This is a genomic window from Caulobacter sp. NIBR2454, assembly GCF_027474405.1.
Taxonomy (GTDB): domain Bacteria; phylum Pseudomonadota; class Alphaproteobacteria; order Caulobacterales; family Caulobacteraceae; genus Caulobacter.
Genome location: NZ_CP114871.1, coordinates 3,018,810 through 3,040,828, shown reverse-complemented (window position 1 = coordinate 3,040,828; position 22,019 = coordinate 3,018,810). Strand labels below are relative to the sequence as shown.

The 22,019-nt window shown below is 68.9% G+C and carries 23 protein-coding genes and 1 riboswitch; of the genes, 8 read left to right on the top strand and 15 right to left on the bottom strand.

Annotation, left to right across the window (positions count from 1 at the left end):
• The 3 genes from O5K31_RS14805 to O5K31_RS14795 are packed head-to-tail and all read left to right on the top strand — an operon-like array spanning position 1 to position 1,314.
• Positions 1-225, top strand: coding sequence for a F0F1 ATP synthase subunit C (locus O5K31_RS14805; RefSeq protein ID WP_269714511.1), 225 nt, complete (start codon positions 1-3; stop codon positions 223-225).
• A gap of 27 nt (positions 226-252) precedes the next feature.
• Positions 253-804, top strand: coding sequence for a F0F1 ATP synthase subunit B family protein (locus O5K31_RS14800; RefSeq protein WP_269714510.1), 552 nt, complete (start codon positions 253-255; stop codon positions 802-804).
• A gap of 12 nt (positions 805-816) precedes the next feature.
• Positions 817-1,314: a F0F1 ATP synthase subunit B gene (locus tag O5K31_RS14795; RefSeq protein ID WP_269714509.1), complete on the top strand. Its 498-nt coding sequence runs from the start codon at positions 817-819 to the stop codon at positions 1,312-1,314.
• Positions 1,315-1,517: 203 nt separating this feature from the next.
• On the opposite strand, the gene O5K31_RS14790 is transcribed toward O5K31_RS14795, so the two are convergent.
• The 7 genes from O5K31_RS14790 to O5K31_RS14760 form a co-directional block, all read right to left on the bottom strand.
• Positions 1,518-1,928 carry a hypothetical protein gene (locus O5K31_RS14790; RefSeq protein ID WP_269714508.1) on the bottom strand — a complete coding sequence of 137 codons (411 nt, stop codon included), beginning with the start codon at positions 1,926-1,928 and terminating at the stop codon, positions 1,518-1,520.
• A gap of 128 nt (positions 1,929-2,056) precedes the next feature.
• Positions 2,057-3,634, bottom strand: a complete 1,578-nt coding sequence (gene gcvPB, locus O5K31_RS14785) for an aminomethyl-transferring glycine dehydrogenase subunit GcvPB (protein WP_269714507.1) — start codon at positions 3,632-3,634, stop codon at positions 2,057-2,059.
• Positions 3,631-4,977, bottom strand: coding sequence for an aminomethyl-transferring glycine dehydrogenase subunit GcvPA (gcvPA, locus tag O5K31_RS14780; RefSeq protein WP_269714506.1), 1,347 nt, complete (start codon positions 4,975-4,977; stop codon positions 3,631-3,633). Before gcvPA ends, gcvPB begins: the two co-directional genes overlap by 4 nt.
• 22 nt (positions 4,978-4,999) lie before the next feature.
• Positions 5,000-5,365, bottom strand: a complete 366-nt coding sequence (gcvH, locus tag O5K31_RS14775) for a glycine cleavage system protein GcvH (RefSeq protein ID WP_269714505.1) — start codon at positions 5,363-5,365, stop codon at positions 5,000-5,002.
• A gap of 16 nt (positions 5,366-5,381) precedes the next feature.
• Entirely contained in the window at positions 5,382-6,491 is a 1,110-nt protein-coding gene (gcvT, locus tag O5K31_RS14770) for a glycine cleavage system aminomethyltransferase GcvT (protein ID WP_269714504.1), read from the bottom strand.
• A 151-nt stretch (positions 6,492-6,642) separates the two neighbouring features.
• A riboswitch (glycine riboswitch) is annotated at positions 6,643-6,738 on the bottom strand.
• 93 nt (positions 6,739-6,831) lie between these two features.
• Entirely contained in the window at positions 6,832-8,628 is a 1,797-nt protein-coding gene (gene argS / locus O5K31_RS14765; RefSeq protein ID WP_269714503.1) for an arginine--tRNA ligase, read from the bottom strand.
• Positions 8,625-9,323 (bottom strand): Tat pathway signal sequence domain protein, encoded by a 699-nt coding sequence (locus tag O5K31_RS14760; RefSeq protein WP_269714502.1) that lies wholly within the window; start codon positions 9,321-9,323, stop codon positions 8,625-8,627. The genes argS and O5K31_RS14760 overlap by 4 nt, the downstream gene beginning before the upstream one ends.
• 133 nt (positions 9,324-9,456) lie before the next feature.
• On the opposite strand from O5K31_RS14760, the gene ispH reads away from it, so the two are divergent.
• From ispH to rnhA, 3 genes are read left to right on the top strand one after another with little or no spacing between them, the layout of a single operon-like run.
• Positions 9,457-10,416, top strand: coding sequence for a 4-hydroxy-3-methylbut-2-enyl diphosphate reductase (gene ispH, locus O5K31_RS14755; RefSeq protein WP_269714501.1), 960 nt, complete (start codon positions 9,457-9,459; stop codon positions 10,414-10,416).
• Between the two features lie 31 nt (positions 10,417-10,447).
• Positions 10,448-11,407 (top strand): homoserine kinase, encoded by a 960-nt coding sequence (gene thrB / locus O5K31_RS14750; protein ID WP_269714500.1) that lies wholly within the window; start codon positions 10,448-10,450, stop codon positions 11,405-11,407.
• Positions 11,404-11,853 carry a ribonuclease HI gene (gene rnhA, locus O5K31_RS14745; protein ID WP_269714499.1) on the top strand — a complete coding sequence of 150 codons (450 nt, stop codon included), beginning with the start codon at positions 11,404-11,406 and terminating at the stop codon, positions 11,851-11,853. Before thrB ends, rnhA begins: the two co-directional genes overlap by 4 nt.
• Here rnhA and O5K31_RS14740 read toward each other — a convergent pair.
• The 8 genes from O5K31_RS14740 to O5K31_RS14705 form a co-directional block, all read right to left on the bottom strand.
• Complete coding sequence (locus O5K31_RS14740; RefSeq protein ID WP_269714498.1) at positions 11,850-12,308, bottom strand: NfeD family protein; 459 nt, start codon at positions 12,306-12,308, stop codon at positions 11,850-11,852. The genes rnhA and O5K31_RS14740 overlap by 4 nt on opposite strands.
• 4 nt (positions 12,309-12,312) lie before the next feature.
• Positions 12,313-13,302 (bottom strand): SPFH domain-containing protein, encoded by a 990-nt coding sequence (locus O5K31_RS14735; RefSeq protein WP_269714497.1) that lies wholly within the window; start codon positions 13,300-13,302, stop codon positions 12,313-12,315.
• A gap of 62 nt (positions 13,303-13,364) precedes the next feature.
• Positions 13,365-13,838 carry a nuclear transport factor 2 family protein gene (locus O5K31_RS14730; protein WP_269714496.1) on the bottom strand — a complete coding sequence of 158 codons (474 nt, stop codon included), beginning with the start codon at positions 13,836-13,838 and terminating at the stop codon, positions 13,365-13,367.
• Positions 13,839-13,914: 76 nt separating this feature from the next.
• Positions 13,915-14,553 carry a YoaK family protein gene (locus tag O5K31_RS14725; RefSeq protein WP_269714495.1) on the bottom strand — a complete coding sequence of 213 codons (639 nt, stop codon included), beginning with the start codon at positions 14,551-14,553 and terminating at the stop codon, positions 13,915-13,917.
• 17 nt (positions 14,554-14,570) lie between these two features.
• Positions 14,571-18,011, bottom strand: a complete 3,441-nt coding sequence (smc, locus tag O5K31_RS14720) for a chromosome segregation protein SMC (protein ID WP_269714494.1) — start codon at positions 18,009-18,011, stop codon at positions 14,571-14,573.
• 11 nt (positions 18,012-18,022) lie between these two features.
• On the bottom strand, positions 18,023-18,652 hold the full coding sequence (locus tag O5K31_RS14715; RefSeq protein ID WP_269714493.1) for a DsbA family protein: 630 nt from the start codon (positions 18,650-18,652) through the stop codon (positions 18,023-18,025).
• 9 nt (positions 18,653-18,661) lie between these two features.
• Positions 18,662-19,288 (bottom strand): thioredoxin domain-containing protein, encoded by a 627-nt coding sequence (locus tag O5K31_RS14710; RefSeq protein ID WP_269714492.1) that lies wholly within the window; start codon positions 19,286-19,288, stop codon positions 18,662-18,664.
• Between the two features lie 100 nt (positions 19,289-19,388).
• Positions 19,389-19,928 (bottom strand): DUF721 domain-containing protein, encoded by a 540-nt coding sequence (locus O5K31_RS14705; protein WP_269714491.1) that lies wholly within the window; start codon positions 19,926-19,928, stop codon positions 19,389-19,391.
• A gap of 24 nt (positions 19,929-19,952) precedes the next feature.
• Between O5K31_RS14705 and mutY the strand changes: the two genes are divergently transcribed.
• A complete protein-coding gene (gene mutY, locus O5K31_RS14700) occupies positions 19,953-20,999 on the top strand; it encodes an A/G-specific adenine glycosylase (RefSeq protein ID WP_269714490.1) in 1,047 nt (348 codons plus the stop codon).
• Positions 20,993-21,940, top strand: coding sequence for a Gfo/Idh/MocA family protein (locus O5K31_RS14695; RefSeq protein ID WP_269714489.1), 948 nt, complete (start codon positions 20,993-20,995; stop codon positions 21,938-21,940). Before mutY ends, O5K31_RS14695 begins: the two co-directional genes overlap by 7 nt.
• Positions 21,941-22,019: the final 79 nt, after the last annotated feature.

Here is a 22,019-nt window from a genome sequence, read left to right as displayed (position 1 = left end):
ATGGAAGCTGAAGCCGCGAAGTACATCGGCGCTGGCCTTGCGATGCTGGGCATGATCGGCGCGGGCATCGGCCTGGGCGTGATGTTCGGCAACTATTTCCAGGGCGCTCTGCGCAACCCGTCGGCCGCCGCTCAAGAGCGTCCGATGCTGTTCCTGGGCATGGCGCTGACCGAAGCCCTGGGCATCTTCGCCCTCGTCATCGCCTTCCTGATCCTGTTCTCCTAAATCGCTTAAGAGGGACCTCGTCCTCCTATGGCGACGACGGAAAACCACGGCGTGACCGAAACGACCGGCGCGCCCGAAGCTCACGGCTCCGGCGGCCTGCCGCAGCTGCAGTTCGAGCATTGGGCGGGCCAGATCGTCTGGCTGCTCCTGATCTTCGTCGTCCTGTACGTGGTGCTGTCCAAGATGCTGCTGCCCAAGGTGGGCGGCACCATCGAGGCGCGCGCGGACAAGATCGCCGGCGACATCGCCGACGCTCGCAAGCTGCGTGACGAAGCCGAAGCTCAAAGCCAGGCGGCGGCCGCCGAACTGGCCGAAGCTCGCGGCACGGCGCTGCGCACCGCGGCTGACGCGAAGGCCAAGGCGCAAGCCGAAGCCGCCTCGCGCCAGGCCAAGGAAGACGCTGTCCTGGCCGAGAAGCTCGAGGCCGCCGAGGCTCGTATCCGCGCCTCGCGCGATACGGCCATGGGCAATGTGAAGACCATCGCGTCGGACACCGCCCAGGCGATCACCGCCAAGCTGACCGGCAAGGCCGCCACCTCCGCCGAGGTGACCGCCGCGCTGACCAAGCTGTCGGCTTAAGGAGCACGGACAATGGCGCTGTTCCAACTGTCCAACCCTGAGTTCTGGGTGCTTGTCGCCCTGGTGCTCTTCTTCGGCCTGCTGTTCGCGCTGAAGGTCCTGCCGGGCGCCCTGTTCGGCGCTCTGGACGCTCACGCGGCCAAGATTCAGGCTGAGCTCGACGAGGCCGCCAAGCTGCGCGCCGAGGCGCAAGCTCTGCTGGCCGACATCAAGGCCCAGCGTGACGCTTCCGAGCGTCAGGCCGCCGAGATGCTGGCCGCCGCCCACGCCGACGCCAAGCGTCTGGCCACGGAGGCCCAGGCCAAGCTCGAGGATCAGATCAAGCGTCGCGGCGAACTGGCCGAGCGCAAGATCGCCGCCGCCGAAGCCCAGGCCACCGCCGAGGTGAAGTCCGCCGCCGCGGACCTCGCCATCGCCGCCGCCGAGCAGATCCTGGCCGCCCGTCTGGGCGCCACGGACCCGCTGGTCGATGGCGCCATCCAGCAGATGGGATCGGCCAAGCTGCAATAGCAGTCAGGGTTGGTTTGAAAAATCGAAGGGCGTCTCCGCGAGGAGGCGCCCTTTTTCTTTGGGGTCATTCCATCCGTCTTCGCCCGACTTGTTCAGGCGACCCCATGGCGAGGCGTCACCGTGGATAAGGCGGCTCAGTCACGGCATGGGTGGCCCGGACGAGCCGGGCCAAGATGGAACGATCGGGTGGAGAAGCGGGGGTGCTAAACCGCCCGGCTGCGGCGGCGCAGGGACCGGCGCCACCGGACGGCGACGCGCCAGCGGCGGGGCAGGATGAGGCGCTCGATCCGCAGGGCCTGTTGCCAGGCGACCTGCAACACTTCCGGCTCACGACGCAGCAGGCGACGCAGGGGGAAGATCACCTTGGGGTGGGCCCGCTGCACCTTGATGAACTGCTTGCGCGCCCAGAACGAGTTGCGCAGCACCAGCATCAGCCCGACCACGGTCAGCGGCACGCCAAGCGGACCTGGCAGCGGCGCGATCAGAAAGCCCGCCAGGATCAGCAACCCGCCGATGATGAGCAGCAGCCAACGCGCCGCACGCCCAAGCAGGGCTCGGGCTAGGGCGTCGGACTGGCGCGCGCGAGGCATGGCGATGGTCAGGGCGATCTGCATTGGGACACGACGGGGAGGGCCCGTCGCATCTCCAAAAGGACTCAGGAGGACGGCGGACATTCGGGGATATGAGAAGCCCCGAACGCGCCGTAAAGGACACGTGTTGCGTCTTAACGAAACTTAATGACCTATTCCGCCGCCAGTGGCGCAGAAGACACAGGGCTCCACTTCAGCCGTGGCTTACGTGCCGCAAGAGTTTCATCCAGACGTCGCAAAGGCGCCTGGGTCGGCGCGTTCTTGAAGCGGTCCACATCGCCCGCCTTGGCCGCGCCGGCAAGGGCGCGAAGGGCGGCGATGAAGCGGTCCAGCTCGTACTTGGATTCCGTCTCGGTGGGCTCGATCAGCATCGCCCCGTGGACGACCAGCGGGAAGTACATGGTCATGGGGTGGAAGCCCTCGTCGATCATCGCCTTGGCGAAATCGAGCGTGGTCACCCCCGTGCCCTCCAGCCAGGCGTCGTCGAACAGGGCCTCGTGCATGCACGGGCCGTCCGGGAAGGCCGCGCTCATCACGTCGGACAGCCGGGCCTTGATGTAGTTGGCGTTCAGCACCGCATCCTCGGCCACCTGGCGCAGGCCGTCGGCGCCGTGGGACAGCATGTAGGACAGGGCGCGGACATACATGCCCATCTGGCCGTTGAAAGCGCACAGACGGCCGAAGGCGGCCGAGGCCTCCTCGGTCTCATGCTCGACCAGCTTGAACCCGTCTCCGGTGTTCACGACCCACGGGGTGGGGGCGTAAGCCGCCAGGGCCTCGGACAGCACCACCGGACCCGCGCCGGGACCGCCGCCGCCGTGCGGCGTCGAGAAGGTCTTGTGCAGGTTGATGTGCATGGCGTCGACGCCCAGGTCCCCCGGGCGCACGCGGCCGACGATGGCGTTGAAGTTGGCGCCGTCGCAGTAGAAGTAGGCTCCGGCCTCGTGCGCCAGGCGGGCGATCTCGATCACCTCGCGCTCGAACAGGCCGCAGGTGTTGGGGTTGGTGACCATGATGGCCGCCACGTCCGGGCCGAGCTTGGACGCCATGTCGGCGAGGTCCACGCGGCCGTCTTCGGTCTGGGCGATTTCCTTGACCGTATAGCCGGCGAAGGCGGCGGTGGCCGGGTTGGTGCCGTGGGCGCTGGTCGGGGCCAGCACCGTCTTGCGGTGGCCCTGGCCCTTGGCCTCGTGCGCGGCGCGAATGGCCAGCAGACCGCAAAGCTCGCCATGGGCGCCGGCCTTGGGCGACAGGGCCACGGCCGGCATGCCGGTCAGGGTCTTCAGCCAGTGGGCCAGCTGATCCATCAGGCCCAGCGCGCCCTGGACCGTCGAGACCGGCTGCAGCGGGTGAATGTCGGCAAAACCCGGCAGACGCGCCATCTTCTCGTTCAGGCGCGGGTTGTGCTTCATCGTACAGGAGCCGAGCGGATAGAGCGCCAGGTCGATGGCGTGGTTCTTTTGGCTCAGGCGCACGTAATGGCGCATGGTCTCGGGCTCGGACAGCCCAGGCAGGCCGATGGGCTCGTGCCGCAGCAGGCCGTCCAGCGCGTCATCGACGCCGGTGGCCTCGGGCAGATCGACGCCCGACTTGTCCCAGCCGCCCAGTTCAAAGATCAGGGGCTCATCCTGCAGCAGCCCGCGGGCGCCGGTCAGGGTGGCGGTGGCGGCCGGAGCGTCATTGGCCGCGGTTTCAGGCCGGGTGGGACGGCCGACAGAGTTCATGCTCATTGGGCGATCACCTTGGTCAGGGCCTTTTGCAGGATGGCGATGTCGCCGTCGCTGGTCAGTTCGGTGGCGGCCAGCAGCAGGACGTCGTCCATGCCGGCGTGTGGGGCCAGGCGCGAATAGGGCACACCGGCGATGACGCCGTTGCCGGCCAGGGTCTCGACCACCTCGGCGGCGTCGCGCGGCAGGCGCACGGCGATCTCGTTGAAGTAGCGGTCGGTGAGCACCTCGACGCCCGGCACGGCGGTCAGGGCGGCCTTCAGCTTGCGGGCGCGATCATGGTTCAGCGCGGCCAGGCGGCGCAGGCCCTGCTCGCCCAGCAGCGACATGTGGATGGTGAAGGCCAGGGCGCACAGGCCGCTGTTGGTGCAGATGTTCGACGTGGCCTTGTCGCGGCGGATGTGCTGCTCGCGGGTCGACAGGGTCAGGACGAAACCGCGACGGCCGTCGGCGTCCACCGTCTCGCCGCACAGGCGGCCGGGGATTTGGCGCATGTACTTTTCGCGGCAGGCGAAGAGACCGACATAGGGGCCGCCGAAGTTCAGGCCGTTGCCGATCGACTGGCCTTCGGCCACGGCGATGTCGGCGCCCATCTCGCCCGGCGACTTCAGCAGGCCGTAGGAGACGGCCTCGGTCGTCACCACGATCAGCAGGGCGCCGGCGGCGTGGGCGGCCTCGGCGATCTTGGTCACGTCGGTGACCGTGCCGAACACATTCGGAGTCTGGACGACCACGCAGGCGGTGTCGGCGTCGATGGCGTCGATCACGGCGGCTTCGGCGTCCACGGCGGCGGCCAGGGTCTCGGTGACCACGCCGGCCGCGTGGGCCAGGGTTTCGATCGAGCGGACATAGTGCGGATGCAGTCCGCCCGACAGCACCGCCTTGCCCCGGCGGTTGATGCGGTTGGCCATCATCACCGCCTCGGCGGCGCCGGTGGAGCCGTCATAGAGCGAGGCGTTGGCGACCTCCAGGCCGGTGAGCGCCGAGACCTGGGTCTGGAACTCGAACAGCACCTGCAGCGTGCCCTGGGCGATCTCGGGCTGGTACGGCGTGTAGCTGGTCAGGAACTCCGACCGCTGGATGATGTGGTCCACGCTGGCCGGGACATGGTGGCGATAGGCGCCGGCCCCGCAGAAGAACGGCCCCGAGCCCGCGGTGCGGTTGCGGGCCGCCAGGGCGGACAGCTCGCGCTCCACCTCCAACTCCCCCGCATGCAGCGGCAGGTCGACGAAGCCGGTGCGGCGGGCCGCCGCGGGCACGTCCACGAACAGGTCGTCGATGGATTTGACGCCGATGGCCGAGAGCATCTCGGCGCGGTCGTCGCGGGTCAGGGGGAGGTAACGCATCGGGGCCGTTTTGCTCTGGTGCTTAGAGAGTGCCGAGGAAGGCTTCGTAGGCGGCGCGGTCCATCAGGGCGTCCACTTCCGACGTGTCGGCCAGCTTCACCTTGGCGAACCAGCCGCCGGCTTCCGGCGCGGCGTTCACGGTTTCGGGCGCGCCCGACAACTCGCCATTGGACTCGACGACTTCGCCTGAGATCGGGGCGTAGACGTCCGAGGCGGCCTTGACGCTTTCGACCACGGCCAGGCTGTCGCCTTTCTTCACGGTCTTGCCCACGTCGGGGACTTCGACGAACACCACGTCGCCCAGTTGGTCGGCGGCGTAGGCGGTGATGCCGACGGTGGCGATGTCGCCGTCGACGGAGATCCATTCATGGTCTTTGGTGAAGCGCATCGGAGCGGCCCTTTTCCTAGATCTTGCGCACGTAGCGATTGGGGACAAACGGAGTGGGGACGACTTCCGCCACCTGGGTCCGGCCCCGGACAATGACATTGAGCCTGATTCCGACCTCGGCGAGCGCCGGAGGAACAAAGCCCAGAGCGATGGGGTAGCCGAGCGTCGGCGAGAAGCCGCCGCTGGTGATGACGCCGACCACCTTGCCGTCGGCGTCGGCGATCTCGGCGCCTTCACGGGCGGGCGCGCCTTCGACCTTCAGGCCGACGCGGATGCGCGACGGGCCCTCGGCGAGTTCTTTCTGGATACGGGCGGCGCCGGGGAAGTCGCCGGCCTCGCGGCGCTTCTTGGACAGGGCGAAGTTCAGGCCGCCCTCGACCGGGCTGGTGGTCTCGTCCAGGTCGTGGCCGTAGAGCGGCAGGCCGGCTTCCAGCCGCAGGCTGTCGCGGGCGCCCAGGCCGATGGGACGAACGCGCTCGTCCTGAAGCAGGGTGTTCCAGATCCGCTCGGCGTCGGCCGCCGGCACGGAAATCTCGTAGCCGTCCTCGCCGGTGTAGCCTGAGCGCGAAACGATGGCGGTCACCCCGAACATCTCCATCACCGTGGCGTCCATGAACACCATCTGGGCGACGGCCGGAGCGTGGGCGGACAGCACGGCGACGGCCTCGGGACCCTGCAACGCCAGCAGCGCGCGGTCCTCCAGGCGCTCGATCTTCACCTGGCCGCCGATCTCGGATTCCATGTGGGCGTAGTCGCCGTCCTTGCAGGCGCCGTTGACCACCACGAACAGGCCGTCGTCATCCGGACGGGCGGCCATCAGGTCGTCGATGATGCCGCCCTTCTTGTTCAGCAGCATGGAATAGCGCTGCTTGCCGGGCTTGAGGCCGATGTAGTCGCCCGGGGTGATCTCCTCGAAGGCGGCCAAGGGCGCGACGCCCCGCAGCCGGGCTTGGCCCATGTGGGAGACGTCGAACAGGCCCGCATGTTCGCGGGTCCACAGGTGCTCCTTCAGCACCCCGTCCTTGTACTGCACCGGCATGGAGTAGCCCGCGAACGGGACCATGCGGGCGCCCGCCGCGACATGCGCGTCGTAGAGCGGGGTCTTCTTGAGGTCGGCTTCGGACACGCTGGGCTCCGCGAGGGATGGTGACGGCACGCGCCCGGCTTTCACCGGACGATGTGCGCCCCCGCTGTCCCTGAGCCTGAGAGATTCCGGGGCGGCGAGCCGGCCCTTGCTCCTTCGGCGAGCCCCGGAGGGGGCTGCTTTCCAGCGTTTCGTAGCTCGCGCGGTCCGTTTGCCTGAGCGTTTCCGGGGCGGTTGCGCCTTCGGCCTCGGGACCCCAAAGAATCCCGATGTCTCCCGCGAGAGCGAGGCGGAACCTGATCGACCGCCCCCCTTGAGTCAAGCGCGGCCGAGGACCTTAAGGAATGATCCGCCAATCAGCCGCAGACACGAGCAGACGAGGTTACATCCGCTCCGGCGTCGCCACGCCCAGCAGGTCGAGCGCCAACTCAAGCTGCTTGAGGGTGGTCTGGGCGAGGGACAGGCGCGAGGCGCGCACGGCCGGGTCCTCGGCGACCACGATCGGGCAGGCGGCGTAGAACTTCGAAAAGCCTTGGGCCAGCTTGAAGGCGTGTTCGGCGATGAAGTTCGGGGCCTTCTTGTCGTAGGCCTCGGCCAGGGCCGTCTCGAACGCGTCCAGCAGCAGGGACAGGTCCCGCTCGGCAGGTTCGGCGATGGTGATCGGGCCGGCTGCCGCGCCCGTCTCGGCGGCCTTGCGCAGAACCGACTTGATGCGGACGGCCTGGTACAGCAGGTACGGGCCGGTCTTGCCCTCGAAGCTGGTGAAGCGGTCAAGGTCGAAGACGTAGGACGTGCCGCGGAAGTTCTGCAGGTCGGCGAACTTCAGGGCGGCGACGGCCACCTTGTGCGCGATCTCCTCGAACTCTTCCTTGGGCAACTCGGCGCCCAGGCCAGCCTCGGTCAGGCGTTCGCGCGCCTTGTCCTTGGCCATGGTGATCAGGTCGTGCAGCTTCAGCACGCCGCCGGCGCGGGTCTTGAACGGCTTGCCGTCGGTCCCGTTCATGGTGCCGAAGCCGATATGCTCCAGCGAGCCCTCGGCGGCGTAGCCGGCCAGATAGGCGGCGCGGAACACCTGCTCGAAGTGGTCGGCCTGGCGTTGATCGACGCAGTACAGGATCAGGTGTGGATCAAAGCTGTTGCGGCGGTCCAGGATCGTGGCCAGATCGGTCGTGCCGTACATGGCCGAACCTTCCGACGAGACGACCAGCAGCGGATCGGGGCTCTCGGCCTCGATCACCGTGCCGTCCGGCAGCTTCTTCTTCTTGGTCTCGCCGGGACGGGCGACGCGGATGATGCGCGCGCCCTGGTCGTCGACCAGCAGGCCCTTGGCGTCCAGCTCCTGGACCATCGGCGGGATCAGGTCGTTGACGTCGCTCTCGCCCTTCCACAGGTCGAAGTCGACGCCGAGGGCATGGAACTCGCGCTCCAGCGCCACGCGGCTGACGGCCACGAAGTGCTTCCACAGCGCCAGATAGCCGGGACGTCCCGCCTGCAGCTCCGCCGTCGCCTTGCGGGCGCGATCGCGGAACGCGACGTCTTCCTTCATGCGGCCCGAAGCGGTCGGGTAGAGGCGCTCCAGGTCCTCCAGCGTCACCGGGCTCTCGGCCGGGAACGGGCCGTCGCCGTCCGCCATGAACGGCGCGGCCGTGCCTTCGTCCTGCAGGGCGACGATGAGCAGGCCCATCTGGAAGCCCCAGTCGCCGAAGTGGGCGTCGCCCAGGACCTCGTCGCCACGGAAGCGATAGATGCGCTTGATGGATTCGCCGATGATCGAGGCGCGCAGATGGCCCACATGCATGGGCTTGGCCACGTTCGGCCCGGCGTAGTCGACCAGGACACGGCGCGCATCGATGCGGCTGGCGCCGGCGCGCTCGTCAGCGGCGATCTCGGCCGCGCGTTCGGACAGCGCCGTGTCGGCCAGCTTCAGGTTGATGAAGCCCGGGCCGGCGATCTCCACCGACTTGAACAGGGGCGAGCCTTCCAGGCGTGCGACGATATCGTTCGCGATGTCGCGCGGCGGCTTGCCCGCCTGTTTGGCGGCGGCGAGGGCGCCATTGCACTGGAAGTCGGCAAGGTCAGGCCGGTCGGACGGCGTGACGCGTCCGAGGTCGGAAGACAGGCCGGCCGCGGCGAAGGCGGCTCCAACCGCTTCGCCGAGGCGGGATTTCAGGTCGGTCATTGGTTCTGGTTGCTGGGCGTCGTCGTGGCGGCGGCGGTGGCCTGGCCGGCGTTGACGCGGAAGCGTTTGCCGTCGCGGTTGAACTCGGCCATCTGCGGGGTGACGTCGAAGCCGATCAGGACCTCGAAGTTCGAGCCGCTGGTCTTTTCGTCGGCGCGCGGGATGACGATGCCTTCCAGCAGGTCGGTGACCATCACGCGGTCCTGGCCGGCCGGGAAGGTGACGGGCAGGTCGAAATATTCCTTGGCGATGACCGAGTTGTTCCGACGCGTCACCGCCACCCAGTAGCGGTAGGTCTTGCGGCGCTCTTCAGCCTGGGGACCGCGGCCGAGGTTGAACAGAACCTCGACGCGCATCTCGATGGGATCTGCGCCCTCATAGCGGCAACCGGCCGAAAGGCCTTCGATCTCGCCGGTATAGGCCACGGCGTTCATAGCCTCGCGGCCGGCCTCGAACTCGGCGTAGCGGCCGGCGTCGTAGAGCACCTTCACATAGGGGCAGGGGCCGGCGTTCCTCAGCGAAGCCAGGGGAGCCCGGGGCGACGCCCACTCTTCCTTGCGTTTCTTCTTGGCGGCGGCCTCTTCTTCCTGGCGACGCCCGGCGTCGTCCTGGCGGCGGTTCTGCGCCATGGCGGAAGAGCCAACGAAGCTCGCCGCGAGAGCGAGGCAGAGAACGGAGGTGGCGATGCGGCGCATGGATCGTCCGGAAATTTAGCGCATAGGCGGAATGAGCCCGCCTGTGTCATGTCGCGTGATAAAGGCATATGCGTGACGTCGCAACGCGTGTGGCTGGCGAGACAGCTTCCGAACGCTTAGGTTCCGGTCCGAAATGAACGCCCACGCCCCCATCCGACCGCCTCTCACCGTCCTGCTGGCCAGTCCTCGCGGGTTCTGCGCCGGGGTGGACCGCGCCATCCAGATCGTGGAGCGCGCCATCGAGAAGTACGGCGCGCCGGTCTATGTGCGCCACGAGATCGTCCACAACCGCCATGTGGTCGATCGCCTGAAGGCCATGGGCGCCATCTTTGTCGAGGAGATCGACGAGGCGCCGGCCGACCGGCCGATGATCTTCTCGGCTCACGGCGTTCCCAAATCCGTGCCGCAGGCCGCCAAGGAACGGCGGATGCTGTATCTGGACGCCACCTGCCCCTTGGTTTCCAAGGTGCATGTGGAGGCGCAGCGTCACTTCGACGCCGGCCGCGAGATCGTCCTGATCGGCCACGCCGGCCATCCCGAGGTGATCGGCACCATGGGCCAGCTGCCCGAAGGCACGGTCGCCCTGATCGAGACTGTCGATGACGTGGCGACCTGGACGCCCAAGGATGCGTCCAACGTCGCCTTCGTCACCCAGACGACCCTGTCGGTGGATGACACGACCGAGATCATCGAGGCCTTGCGCGCCCGCTTTCCGGGTATCGCGGCCCCGCACAAGGAAGACATCTGCTACGCCACCACCAACCGCCAGGAGGCCGTCAAGCACCTGGCCGAGGGGACGGACGTGGTGCTGGTGGTCGGCTCCCAGAATTCGTCCAATTCCGTGCGGCTGGTCGAGGTGGCCTTGAAGGGCGGGGCCAAGGACGCCCGGCTTATCGACGACGTGTCGGGCCTGGATTTCGCCTGGCTGGAAGGCGCGACCCGCGTCGGCCTGACCGCCGGCGCCTCGGCTCCCGAAGCCTTGGTGCAGGGCGTGATCGACGCCCTGGCCGAGCGTTATGAGGTGACCGTTCAGGAGGTTGCTCCGGCCCGCGAGACGGTGACCTTCAAGCTGCCGCGCATCCTCACCGCTTGACCGCGGGGGCGGGCTCGCCCAATCCCTCCCCATGGCCGTCTATACCGACATCACCGACGCCGAGCTCGAGGCGTTCCTCGCCGCCTATGACCTGGGCGCGCCCGTGTCCTTCAAGGGCATCGCCGAGGGCGTGGAGAACTCCAATTTCCTGCTGGAGACGGAAAGGGGACGCTACATCCTCACCGTCTTCGAAAAGCGGGTGAAGGCCGATGACCTGCCCTACTTCCTGGGCCTGATGCGCCATCTGGCCGATCGGGGCTTCCCGTCGGCGACGCCGGTGAAGGACCGCAAGGGCCGCGACCTGCAGACCCTGCGCGCAAAGCCCGCCGCCATCGTCGAGTTCCTGCCCGGTCTGTCGGTGCGCAAGCCCAGCGTCGCCCATTGCCGCGCGGCGGGCGAAGGGCTGGCGCGCCTGCATCTGGCGTCCGAGGGCTTCTCCGGCCGCCGGGGCAATGATCTGGGCCAGCCGCACTGGGCCGCCGTGTTCGCCCCGCTGCGCAAGCAGGCCGAAGCGCTTAAGCCCGGCCTGTCGGCCACCATCGAGAAGGACCTGGCGTCCTTCGCCCTGTCCTGGCCGCGCGGCCTGCCGACTGGAGCGATCCACGCCGACTTCTTCCCCGACAACGTGTTCTTTCACGGCGACCAGTTCGCTGGGGCGATCGACTTCTATTTCGCCTGCGACGACGCCCTGGCCTACGACATCGCGGTCACCCTGAACGCCTGGTGTTTCGAGGCGGACGGCATGTTCAACGCCACCGCCGCCCGCGCCATGATCGCCGGCTATGAGACGCTGCGGCCCCTGTCGCCGGCCGAGAAGGCCGCCTTGCCGCTGCTGGCCCATGGGGCGGCCATGCGCTTCTTCCTGACCCGGCTGCATGACTGGGACGCGACGCCGAAGGACGCCCTGGTGCGGCCCAAGGACCCCATGGAGTACGAGCGCAAGCTGGCCGTACACCGCGAGGGCCTGCACCTGTTCAGCGAGCGGGCATGACCCCCAAGGTCCTGATCTATACGGACGGGGCCTGCAGCGGAAACCCGGGCCCCGGCGGCTGGGGCGCGGTGCTGATGTATGGCGACAAGCGTAAGACCATGTGTGGCGGCGAACTGGCCACCACCAACAACCGCATGGAGCTGATGGGCGCCATCCAGGCGCTTGAGGCCCTGAACAAGCCCTGCAAGGTCGAGCTGCACACCGACAGCCAGTATGTGATGAAGGGCGTCACCCAGTGGATCCACGGCTGGAAGGCCCGAGGCTGGAAGACCGCCGACAAGAGCCCGGTCAAGAACGAGGACCTGTGGAAGCGCCTCGACCTGGCCCGCGCGCGCCACGACGTCGATTGGCGCTGGGTGAAGGGCCATGCCGGCCACGAGTTCAACGAAGAAGCCGACGAGCTCGCGCGGCGGGGGTTGAAGGAGACGCTGGCGGCGGGCCGCTAGCCCGCCTTCACCGTCAGCACCGAGCCGTCCACCTCCAGCACCTCGACCTTGGCGCCGCGTTCCAGCGTGGTCGCGCCGGTCAGCTTCGCCGCCCACTCCTTGCCGTCCACGTACACCCGGCCCTCGCCGCCGACGAAGACCGAGGCGGTCTCACCCGACTGGCCGATCAGCCGGGGCAGCGGGTCGTTGATGTCCGGCGCGGGCTCCAGCTCGCGGCGCGGCAGGATGCGGCGCGCGCCGAAGGTGGCGGCTAGTGTCAGGACAGCGAACAGGCCCAGGGCCACCGAAGCGGGCAGGGGGAAGATCACGGTGACGACGCCCATGACCGCCGCCGTGGCGGCGGGCCACAGCAGCCACCCGCTGCCGGTGGAGACTTCCGCCGCCAGCAATAGCGCGGCGATGGCCAGCCAGACCCAAAGCGGCTGCGTAGCGTAGAGCGCGATCAGGGCCTGCATGGCCTCAGCCTCCGGTGCGCGGCACGGCCGAACCGCCGCGCCGTGTGGTCGTGGTGGTCGGCGCAGGCGGCGGGGCCGAGGAATTGGTCGCCTTGGCCGAGTTCACCAGCTCGCCGATGCCGGCGATGGTGCCCACCAGCGAGGCCATGTCCGCCGGGACGATGACCGTCTTCTGCTGCGGGCTTTCGGCCAGCTTGGCGAAGGCCTCCACATAGCGCTGGGCCACGAAGTAGTTGATGGCGTTCACGTCGCCGCGGGCGATGGCCTCGGACACCATGGCGGTGGCCTTGGCTTCGGCCTCGGCTTCGCGCTCGCGAGCCTCGGCGTCGCGGAAGGTCGCCTCCTTGCGGCCTTCGGATTCCAGGATCGCGGCCTGCTTGGAGCCCTCGGCGCGGGCGATCTGGGCCTGGCGTTCGCCGTCGGCCTCGGTGATCACCGCGCGGCGCTCGCGCTCGGCCTTCATCACGCGGGCCATGGCGTTGGTGATGTCCGGCGGCGGGGTCAGGTCCTTGATCTCGATCCGCGTGGCCTTCACGCCCCAGGGGCTGGTGGCGTGGTCGATGGTGGCCAGCAGGCGCGAGTTGATCTGGTCGCGCTGGCTCAGCACCTCGTCCAGTTCCATGGAGCCGACCACGGTGCGCAGGTTGGTCATGGCCAGCTGGGTGATGGCGTAGCTGAGGTTGTCGACCCGATAGGCGGCCGCGGCCGCGTCCATCACCTGGATGAAGATAATGCCGTCCACCTTCACCGACACGTTGTCCTTGGTGATGACCTCCTGGGTCGGGACGTCCAGCACCTGCTCCATCATGTTCATGCGGCGGCCGACGCCTTCGATGAACGGGGTGAGGATGTTGATGCCCGGCTTGAGGGTGCGGGTGTAGCGGCCGAACCGCTCCACCGTGAACTCGCGGCCCTGCGGCACGATCTTGACCACCGCGAACAGCACCACGGCCGCGAGGAAGAGGAAGACGATCGGAACGATGTACGCGGACATGGGGCCTCCTGTGGATGCAACCCTAGGGCGCCGGATGTGTCGCCGTCACGTCAAAGCTTGAGCTAGTCCGCCGGGGCGTGCGCGTAGCTGAGCACCCGAGCCAGCTTCCAGACGCCGTCCTCCAGCTTCCAGACCTGGGTGAAGGAGGCCTTGCCGACCAGCTTATAGGGGCCTTTGCCCTTGCGCTCGTAGAAGACGTGGTCGCCTTGCTCGAAGGCGCCGTAGCCGCCGGCGGGCCAGACCTTCATCGTTCCGGGGGTCAGTTCGCGACGCGAATTCCAGGCGTCGGGCTTCTGCTTTTCAACGCAGCCCTTGGCGTAGTCGGCGACGAACTGGTCGCCCGAGGTCGCGATCAGTCCATCCTTGTCGTGGAAGAACTCGAAGTCGTCGGTGACCATGGTCCGCAAACGCGGCGCGTCGCAGCCCTGAAAGAACAACTCGAAGAACTCGGCGTCGCGCTTGGTCAGCGTTTCTTTCAGCTCGGACCCGGTGGGAATGACGCCGGCGGCGGCGGCGGCGAGGATCATATGCAGCATGGCGGCCTCCGAAGTCTTTCATCTTCGCTAGATGACGCGGTTCCGTACTCCTAGTTAAGTCGCGTACAGGTTCGCCTCAGGCCCGCTCTGATAGAGCGTCCCAGATCGCGCAGGCGAGGACCACAACGGCGGCCAGCCAGACGCCGCGCAATCCTAGATGCGGATAGAGAGCCGCTCCCGCGACCGCGCCGCCCACGAGGCCAAGCCAATGCACCAGATAGGGCGCGGCGGCCCTGACATCCCCGCCCATCATCCCATCAGCAAGCCTTTGGCCCAACTTGACCAGGGTGCCGGTCATGTAGGTCAGACCTATGGCCACCTCGCCATCGCGCTCGAACACGGCGTTCTCCGCGCCCATGGCGGCGGCCATCAGGGCGAGCGCGACAGTGCTCCAGCCAATACTGCTGGCGACGGGCGCGGCCAACAGCAGCAGGCTGACGAGGCAGAGGACGTAAACCCGGCGCCGATCCGGTCTCGCCAGGCGCCCGGCGACGGAGCCGGCGACCACACCCGCCAAGAAGGCGCCGATCAGTCCGCCCGCCACCGCCGCCCAGGTCCAGTTCGATGTGAGGCCTACCCCCAGACGGGTGGAGTTGCCGCTCATGAACGACACGAAGAAGCCGTTCATGGCGATGAAGCCCATGGCGTCCACGAACCCCGCGGCCCCGGCCAGAATGGCGGCTAGGCGACGGGTGCGGCGATCATATCGAAGCATGGGACTCTGTCCCTTTGTTAGGCGACCAGGGCCTCGGCCTGCTTGAGGTCGACGCTGACCAGCTGCGACACGCCCCGCTCGCCCATGGTGACGCCGAACAGGCGATCCATACGGCTCATGGTGACGGGGTTGTGGGTGATGGCGACAAAGCGCGTCTGGGTGCGGCGGCGCATCTCGTCCAGCATGTTGCAGTAGCGCTCGACATTGGCGTCATCGAGCGGGGCGTCTACTTCGTCCAGCACGCAGATGGGCGCGGGATTGGCCAGGAAGACGCCGAAGATCAGGGCGCTGGCGGTCAGGGCCTGTTCGCCGCCGCTCATCAGGCTCATGGACGCCATGCGCTTGCCGGGCGGGCAGGCGTAGATCTCCAGTCCGGCCTCCAGCGGATCATCGCTCTCGATCAGGCGAAGCTCCGCCTGGCCGCCGCCGAACAGGGCGGTGAACAGGGCCTGGAAGTGGCCGTTGATCACGTCGAAGGCGGCCAGCAGGCGCTCCCGACCCTCGGCGTTCAGCTCCTCGATCCCCTGGCGCAGGCGGGCCACGGCGCCGGACAGGTCGGCGCGTTCGGTGCGCATGGCCTCCAGGCGCGCGCCGGACTCGGCGGCCTCCTCCTCGGCCCGCAGGTTCACCGCGCCGATGGCGTCTCGTTCGCGCTCCAGGTTGAACAGGTGGGCCTCGACCCCCGCCGCGCCGGTGGGTACGGCGATGGCCTCGCTGGCGATCTGGCGGCCCAGTTCCTCGGGCTCGACATGAGCGGCTTCGCGAATCTGGCCGGCGATCTCGCCAAACCGGTCGCGTGCGGCGTCCAGGCGGGCGGACAGGCTGGCGCGGGCTTCCCGGGCGTCGGCGGCCGCCGCCTCCGCGGCGCGCAGCGCTCGGTCGGCGGCCTGACGGGCGGCGTCGCCCTGGGCAAGGGCGTCGGAGGACTTGGCGCGGCGGGCCTCGGCCTGGGCGAAATCCTCCAACAGCTTGTTGCGGCGGACCTCGACCTGTTCGGGCGCGTCCTTGGCGACGGCCAGGGCGGCGGCGGCCGTGTCGCGGTCCTTGGCCAGAATCTCCAGGCGGCTGTCGGCGGCGGCGGCGCGGCGGGTCCAGTCGGCGATCTCGCGCGCCAGGCTTTCCTGACGGCGGGCGCGGCCTTGGTGTTCGCGCACTTCGCGGTCGATCTCGGCGCGGGCGGCGGCCGAGGCTTCGCGCGCGGCGGCGGCGGCCTGACGGGCGGCGGCGAGCTGCGGGGCGAGGTCCTCGCCGCCCTGGGTTCCGGCGGCCTCGGCCTCGACGGCGGCGAGTTGGTTTTCGGCCTCGACCCGCTCGGCGTCGAAGCGGGCGATGGTCTCGTCCAGGGACTGGGCGCGGGCGTCGCGGCGGGCGGCCTCGCGCTCCAGGCGTTCGACGGTGTCGCGGAACGAGCCCAGGGCGCGTTCGGCCTCCTGCGGCGCCTTGCGGGCCTCGCGCAGGACATCCTCGGCGGCGCGCAGACGGATTGCGCTGGTCTTGTGAGCTTCCTCGGCGGCGGCGGCCTCGGGGGCGCGACGTTCGATCTCGGTCTCGACCTCGGCCAGGCGGGTCTTCTGCTCCAGGCGGATGGCGGCCGGCTTGGGCGCCTCGGCGCGTGCGGTGAAGCCGTCCCACCGCCACAGATCGCCTTCGCGGGACACCAGGCGTCCGCCGGTGGGCAGCAGCTTCTGCAATCGGTCGCCGTCCGCCCGATCTACGAGGGCGGTGAAGGCTAGACGCGCCGACAGCGCGCCCGGCGCCTTGACCAGCGGACCGAGCGGCGTCGCGCCTGCCGGCCAGGTCGGCGTCGTCACCTCACGTCCGCCCCAATAGGACGGCGCCCGTTCGTCCAGCGCCGCCTGAAGATCGTCGCCAAGAGCGGCGGCGAGCGCGGCCTCATAGCCCCGGTCGGGGGAGACCGAATCCAGGGCCGGCGAGAACCCGCTCTTGCCCGTGGGGACGAGCAATTGGACCAGGCCCCGCGCCTCGGTCTTCAGCCGGCCCAGCTGGTCTTCCAGCTTGCGGGTCGCGTCGCGGGCGGCGGCTTCGCTGTTGGCCGCCTCGGCGCGTTCGGCCTCGGCGATCTCCAGGGCGGAGCGGGCCTTTTTCAGCACATCGAGGGCCGCTTCGAACTTGCCCTTGGCCTCGGCCAGCTGCGGATCGACTTCCGGGCCCAAGGCCGTGCGTTCGGACTTGGCCTGATCCAAGGCGCGGACAGTGCGCGACAGGCGGGTGCGGGCCTCCTCGACGCGGGCGGCGGCGGCGCGGCGGCCGGCCTCCTCGGCGGCGAGGCGGGTAGCTAGGGTCTCGACCTGGGCGTCAGCGGCTGCGCGGGCCTCCTCGGCCTGGGTTGCAGCGGCCTGAAGTTCCGGTCCGCGATGTGGAGCGGCGGCGATCTCGGATTCGATCTGTGCCAGTTCGGCGCCCAGGCGATCCAACGCCCCGGCGGCGTCGTCGCGAACCTGGGCCTCGCGCGCCTCGTCGGCGTCGATGCGGGCAAGGTCCGCGTTCAGGCGGGCCACCTCGGCGGCGGCCGCCTCCAGCTCGCGGTCGATGCGGTCCTTCTCGATGGCCAGCTTGCCGAGCACGGCGGCGGCGATGATTTCTTCCTCACGAAGGGGCGCGATAGCCTCCTCCGCCTTGATCGCCTCGGCGCTGGCGACGGCCACTTCGCGGGCGGTGCGCTCGGCCTCGCCGGCGGCCTGGGAGGCTTCGGCCTCGGTGCGGGTGAGGATGTCGCGCGCATCGGTCCAGCGGGCGAACAGCACCGCGCCCTGTACGGCCCTGATCTCGGCCGACAGGCGCTTGTACTTCTCGGCTTGGCGGGCTTCGCGGCGCAGGCGGTTGAGGTTGGTCTCCAGCTCTCGCGCCACGTCGTCCAGGCGGTCCAGATTGGTCTCCGCCGCGCGCAGGCGCAGCTCGGCCTCGTGCCGACGGGTGTGCAGACCCGAAACGCCGCCGGCCTCTTCCAAGATGCGGCGGCGGTTCTGCGGCTTGGCCCCGATCAGTTCGCTGATCTGACCCTGGCGGACCAGGGCGGGGGAGTTGGCCCCGGTGGAGGCGTCGGCGAACAGCAACTGCACATCACGCGCCCGCACCTCGCGGCCGTTGATCTTGTAGGTCGAGCCGGCGCCGCGATCGATGCGGCGGACCACTTCCAGAACCGGTGTGTCGTTGAAGCTGGCCGGCGCCGTGCGGTCGGCGTTGTCGATGGTCAGGGTGACTTCGGCGTGGTTGCGGCCGGGCCGGTTGCCCGAACCGGCGAAGATCACGTCGTCCATGCCGCCGGCCCGCATGGCCTTGGCCGAGTTGGCGCCCATGACCCAGCGCAGGGCTTCCAGCAGGTTGGACTTGCCGCAGCCGTTCGGTCCGACGATCCCGGTCAGGCCCGGCTCGATGCGGAACTCGGTGGGTTCGACGAAGGATTTGAATCCCGAGAGACGCAGGCGCTGAAATTGCACCGGCTGCTCTCCTAGCCCTTCAGGGCCTTGTCGACCGCGGCCTTGAGCGCCGTGAAGTCCACCGTGCCGCCCAGCTTGACGCCGTTGACGAAGAAGGTCGGTGACTGGTCGACGCCGTCGGCCGTCGCGTCCGCATTGATGCGGGTCTGCATGGCGTCCAGGGCGTTCTGATTGATGCAGGCGTTAAGCTGGGTCTCGGTGAGCCCCGCGCCTTGGGCGATCTTCAGCAGGCCGCCGCGCAGATCGCTCGTGCGGTAGATCTCCGCCTGATCGCGGAAGACCGCCGCCAGCACGTCGAAATACTTGTCGCGCCCGGCGCACCGCGCCGTCAGGAACCCGAGCGCCGCGAAGTTCTGCGGCGGGGTCAGCAGTTCGCGCAGGACGAAGCGCACCTTGCCGGTGTCGATGTAGGCCTTCTTGAACTGCGGAAAGTCCTCGTTGGCGAAGTGTGCGCAGTGCGGGCAACTGGCCGAGGCGTACTCCACCACCGTGACCTTGGCCTTGGGGTTTCCCAGGACCATGTCGTCGGCTCGCACCACGGGGGCGGCGACGGCGGGCGTGACGCCCGCCAGGGCGAACGCCGAACCGGCCAGCAGCAGGCTGCGGCGGTCGGGACGAAGGCTCTGGCGGGACAGGGTCACGATCAATCCTTACTTAAGCGCGGCCTTGGCGGCGGCGATCTCGGTGTCGAGCTTTTCGAGCGGCAGCTCGCCCTCGCCGATCAGCTTGCCGTTCAGGACGAAGCTCGGCGTGCTCGTGATCTTGGCGTCGCGGCTGTACTTCTCGACCCGGTCGTTGAGGTCCTTCAGCGCCTTTTCGTCGGAGACGCAGGCGTCGAACTGGGCTTCGGTCATGCCGGCCGACTGGGCGATGCGCAGCAGCACGCCGCGGAAGTCGCCGGTGGAGAACATCTCCTCCTGGCCCTTGTACACGGCGTCCAGGACGGTGAAGTACTTGTCCTTGCCGGCGCAGCGCGCGGTCAGGAAGCCAGCGGCGGCCACCTCGACCGGCGGGGTAAGGAACTCGCGCATCACGTAGCGCACCTCGCCGGTGTCCACGTACTTCTTCTTGAACTCGGGCAGGACGTTCTCGGCCCAGGCGGCGCAGTGGCTGCAGCTGGCGGAGGCGTACTCGACCAGGGTGATCTTGGCGTCGGCCGAGCCCATGGTCATGTCCTCGGCCGTGACGGCCGATCCGCCTGTCCCGCCCTTGGAGCAGGCGGCGACGGTGAGGGCGAGAGCGCCAGCGACGAGAACGCGTCGGTCGAGAAAACGCATAGGCAGGGTCCCTGAAATGCAGCCGTTAAGTCTAAGCCCGATTCCCGGCCAGGAGCGACGAGCGGTTGTGAGGTCCAAAAGCAAGGCTGGCGGGGCGTTGTCAACGCGCGCCGCGCAGCACCTCGCGACCAAGCTTGAGCAATGCGGCTTTCAAAGGGCCTTCTGGCTGGTCCTTGAGGCTGCTTTCCAGCGAGGCCTCGGTCGCCGCGTCCAAGGGCGGCTTGCGTCGGCGGCCCGGCCTGGCGCTCGCCGCGGGCGCCTTCACCGGACCCTGGATGATGCGCAGCTTGGTCACCGCGCCCTTGCCCAGGATCAGGTCCAGGCGGGCCATGATCTCCACCGCCTGGTGCTGGACCAGGGTGGCGGACGGGCCGTCGACGCGCAGCTCCAGCGTGCCGCCTTCGCCCGTACGGGACTTGATGATTTTCACCGGCTCGGTGCGGCGGGCCAGGGCCTCGCCGACGATCTCCTTCCAGCGCCCTTGCAGGGCGGCGGGACCGGCGCCGTACTTGGCGTCCAGCGCCTTGACCAGGCCGTTCAGCGCCTTGCCCGCCGGGGGCGGGGTACGGTGCGGCGGCCGCGTCTTGCGCGAGCGCAGGATGGCGACGGCTTCTTCGGCGGTGGGCAGGGTGCGGCGCATGCAAGTTCCTATATACCCGGCTCGATGATCCTCGTCGCTCCCCTCCGCGCAGCCCTGCTCGACTGGTACGACGCCCATGCCCGCGACCTGCCGTGGCGCACGGGGCCGGCGGCGGGTATGGCCGGCGTTCGCTCCGATCCCTACCGGGTCTGGTTGTCGGAGGTGATGCTGCAGCAGACCACCGTGCCGCATGCGACGCCATATTTCCTCAGTTTCACCCAGCGCTGGCCGACGGTCTCCGATCTCGCGGCCGTGGAGGACGGGGACCTGATGGCCGCCTGGGCAGGGCTCGGCTACTACGCCCGCGCCCGCAATTTGCTGGCCTGCGCCCGGGCGGTGGCGGGTGAGCATGGGGGCGTATTCCCTGATACCGAAGCCGCCCTGTTGGCCTTGCCGGGCGTCGGCGCCTATACGGCCGCCGCCGTGGCGGCCATCGCCTTTGACCGGCCCTCGAACGTGGTCGATGGAAATGTCGAACGGGTCATGGCTCGGCTGTTCGCGGTGGAGGAGCCAGTCCCGGCCTCAAAGCCGGAGCTGAAGCGTCTGGCCGGCGAACTGGTCACCGACGACCGCCCCGGCGACTGGGCGCAGGCACTGATGGATCTGGGCGCCACCATCTGCCGGCCCAAGGGGCCGCTGTGTGACCGGTGTCCGGTATCCAGATTTTGCCAGGCGCTGAAGACCGGCGCGCCGGAGACCTATCCGCGCAAGACGAAGAAGGCGGACCGCCCGCGTCGTCACGGGGTGGCCTATGTGCTGACCCGCAACGGCCAGACGGGTCTGGTGCGCCGTGAGCCCAAGGGTCTGCTCGGCGGCATGCTGGCCCTGCCGACCAGCGAGTGGCGGGCCACGCCATTGTCGGCGTCCGAAGCGCTGGAAGCCGCGCCGGTCGCCGCCGCCTGGCGCACGGTGGGCGAGGTCGAGCACGTCTTCACCCATTTCTCCCTTACGCTGACCGTGCTTGCGGCTGAGGGCGACGGCGAGTTCATCTGGACGCCGACCGAGGGACTGCAGGGCCTGCCCAGCGTGTTCCTGAAGGCGGCGAGAGCGGCGGAGGCGAGACTATGCTGAGGATCGGACTTCTGGGCGCGTCGAAGATCGCCCCCAAGGCGGTGATCGCGCCGGTCGCCCTGCGCGATGACGTGACGATCACGGCGGTGGCCGCGCGCGACCTCGCCAAGGCCCAGGCCTACGCCGAGCAATACGGAATCGCGACGGCGGTGGAGGGTTATGACGCCCTGATCGACCGCGACGACGTGGACCTGATCTACAACGCCCTGCCGCCGGCCGCGCACCTGGAATGGACCCGCAAGGCCGCCGCCGCCGGCAAGCACATGCTGTGCGAAAAGCCCTTCGCCATGACGGCCGCGGAAGCTCGGGCCATGGTCGATGCGGCGGCCGCGGCGGGCGTCGTGCTGATCGAGGCTTTTCACTATCGCTTCCACCCGTTGATGACTCGGGCGCTGGAGGTCATGGCTTCGGGCGAACTGGGCCCCATCGTCGGGGCCGAAGCGGTGTTCGACGTGGTCATCCCCAAGCGCGACGGCGAACTGCGCTGGATCCGCGAGCAGGGCGGCGGGGCGCTGATGGACCTGGGCTGCTATCCGCTGCACGCCCTGCGCACCTTGTTGGGCGCCGAGCCTACGGTGATCAAGGCTTCCGCGCGCTGGGATGGCGGCGTGGACGCGGGGCTGGGCGCGGCGCTCGACTTCGACGGCGTTCCGGCCCGCATCCACTGCGACATGGAGGCGACGGAGCGGAAGATCCTGCTGCGAGTGGACGGCGAGAAGGCGTCCATGACCCTGGAGAGCTTCGTCCATCCCTATCGCGACAACGGCGGCCTGCGCATCGGCGACCGCTGGGAGCCGGCCTCACCGACCACGACCTATGAGGCGCAGCTGGATCACGTGGTCGAGGTGCTGGCCGGGCGGGTCGCGCCACTGACCGGCGGCGACGACGCCGTGGCGACCATGGCGGCCATCGATGCGATCTACGCCGCGGCCGGACACTAGTGCGTGTTTCGAGACGCGCAGTCGCGCTCCTCAGCATGACGAAGGCTGTATCCAACTGAATCCGTCATCCTGAGGAGGC

What these genes read in the sequence shown, in the direction of transcription:
- O5K31_RS14805 (WP_269714511.1), top strand. Translation starts at nt 1, where the DNA reads ATGGAAGCTGAAGCCGCGAAGTACATCGGCGCTGGCCTTGCGATGCTG.
- O5K31_RS14800 (WP_269714510.1), top strand. Translation starts at nt 253, where the DNA reads ATGGCGACGACGGAAAACCACGGCGTGACCGAAACGACCGGCGCGCCC.
- O5K31_RS14795 (WP_269714509.1), top strand. Translation starts at nt 817, where the DNA reads ATGGCGCTGTTCCAACTGTCCAACCCTGAGTTCTGGGTGCTTGTCGCC.
- O5K31_RS14790 (WP_269714508.1), bottom strand. Translation starts at nt 1,928, where the DNA reads ATGCAGATCGCCCTGACCATCGCCATGCCTCGCGCGCGCCAGTCCGAC.
- gcvPB (WP_269714507.1), bottom strand. Translation starts at nt 3,634, where the DNA reads ATGAGCATGAACTCTGTCGGCCGTCCCACCCGGCCTGAAACCGCGGCC.
- gcvPA (WP_269714506.1), bottom strand. Translation starts at nt 4,977, where the DNA reads ATGCGTTACCTCCCCCTGACCCGCGACGACCGCGCCGAGATGCTCTCG.
- gcvH (WP_269714505.1), bottom strand. Translation starts at nt 5,365, where the DNA reads ATGCGCTTCACCAAAGACCATGAATGGATCTCCGTCGACGGCGACATC.
- argS (WP_269714503.1), bottom strand. Translation starts at nt 8,628, where the DNA reads ATGACCGACCTGAAATCCCGCCTCGGCGAAGCGGTTGGAGCCGCCTTC.
- O5K31_RS14760 (WP_269714502.1), bottom strand. Translation starts at nt 9,323, where the DNA reads ATGCGCCGCATCGCCACCTCCGTTCTCTGCCTCGCTCTCGCGGCGAGC.
- ispH (WP_269714501.1), top strand. Translation starts at nt 9,457, where the DNA reads ATGAACGCCCACGCCCCCATCCGACCGCCTCTCACCGTCCTGCTGGCC.
- thrB (WP_269714500.1), top strand. Translation starts at nt 10,448, where the DNA reads ATGGCCGTCTATACCGACATCACCGACGCCGAGCTCGAGGCGTTCCTC.
- rnhA (WP_269714499.1), top strand. Translation starts at nt 11,404, where the DNA reads ATGACCCCCAAGGTCCTGATCTATACGGACGGGGCCTGCAGCGGAAAC.
- O5K31_RS14740 (WP_269714498.1), bottom strand. Translation starts at nt 12,308, where the DNA reads ATGCAGGCCCTGATCGCGCTCTACGCTACGCAGCCGCTTTGGGTCTGG.
- O5K31_RS14735 (WP_269714497.1), bottom strand. Translation starts at nt 13,302, where the DNA reads ATGTCCGCGTACATCGTTCCGATCGTCTTCCTCTTCCTCGCGGCCGTG.
- O5K31_RS14730 (WP_269714496.1), bottom strand. Translation starts at nt 13,838, where the DNA reads ATGCTGCATATGATCCTCGCCGCCGCCGCCGCCGGCGTCATTCCCACC.
- O5K31_RS14725 (WP_269714495.1), bottom strand. Translation starts at nt 14,553, where the DNA reads ATGCTTCGATATGATCGCCGCACCCGTCGCCTAGCCGCCATTCTGGCC.
- O5K31_RS14710 (WP_269714492.1), bottom strand. Translation starts at nt 19,288, where the DNA reads ATGCGTTTTCTCGACCGACGCGTTCTCGTCGCTGGCGCTCTCGCCCTC.
- O5K31_RS14705 (WP_269714491.1), bottom strand. Translation starts at nt 19,928, where the DNA reads ATGCGCCGCACCCTGCCCACCGCCGAAGAAGCCGTCGCCATCCTGCGC.
- mutY (WP_269714490.1), top strand. Translation starts at nt 19,953, where the DNA reads ATGATCCTCGTCGCTCCCCTCCGCGCAGCCCTGCTCGACTGGTACGAC.
- O5K31_RS14695 (WP_269714489.1), top strand. Translation starts at nt 20,993, where the DNA reads ATGCTGAGGATCGGACTTCTGGGCGCGTCGAAGATCGCCCCCAAGGCG.